This window comes from Actinomadura sp. 7K507, assembly GCF_004348425.1.
GTDB lineage: Bacteria > Actinomycetota > Actinomycetes > Streptosporangiales > Streptosporangiaceae > Spirillospora.
Genome location: NZ_SMKK01000561.1, coordinates 1 through 441 on the forward strand (window position 1 = coordinate 1; position 441 = coordinate 441).

Genomic DNA, 441 nt, shown 5'->3' on the forward strand with positions numbered 1-441 from the left:
CCGGTCACGGTGTGGTGAGTGATGAGCCGATCGCGATCGTGGGGATCGGGTGCCGCTACCCCGGCGGGGTGGCCTCGCCGGAGGGGCTGTGGCGGCTGGTCGCCGAGGGCATCGACGCGGTGTCGCCGTTCCCGGCCGATCGGGGCTGGGACGATGCCGCCTCGGGCAGCATCACCCGGCAGGGCGGGTTCCTGCACCAGGCGGGCGAGTTCGATCCGGGGTTCTTCGGGATCAGCCCGCGTGAGGCGCTGGTGATGGATCCGCAGCAGCGGCTGCTGCTGGAGACCTGCTGGGAGGCGCTGGAGCGGGCGGGCATCGACCCGCACGCGCTGCGCGGCTCCTCGACCGGGGTGTTCGCCGGGGTGATGTACCACGACTACGCCGCCGGGGCCAGCGCGGGCAGCGTGGTCTCCGGCCGCGTCGCCTACACCCTGGGCCTGC

At 73.9% G+C, this 441-nt stretch carries 1 protein-coding gene; it reads left to right on the top strand.

What is annotated here, in order from left to right:
• Positions 1–14: 14 nt before the first annotated feature.
• On the top strand, positions 15–441 hold a 427-nt coding region (locus E1285_RS45250; RefSeq protein ID WP_347814139.1), incomplete at its 3' end, for a polyketide synthase.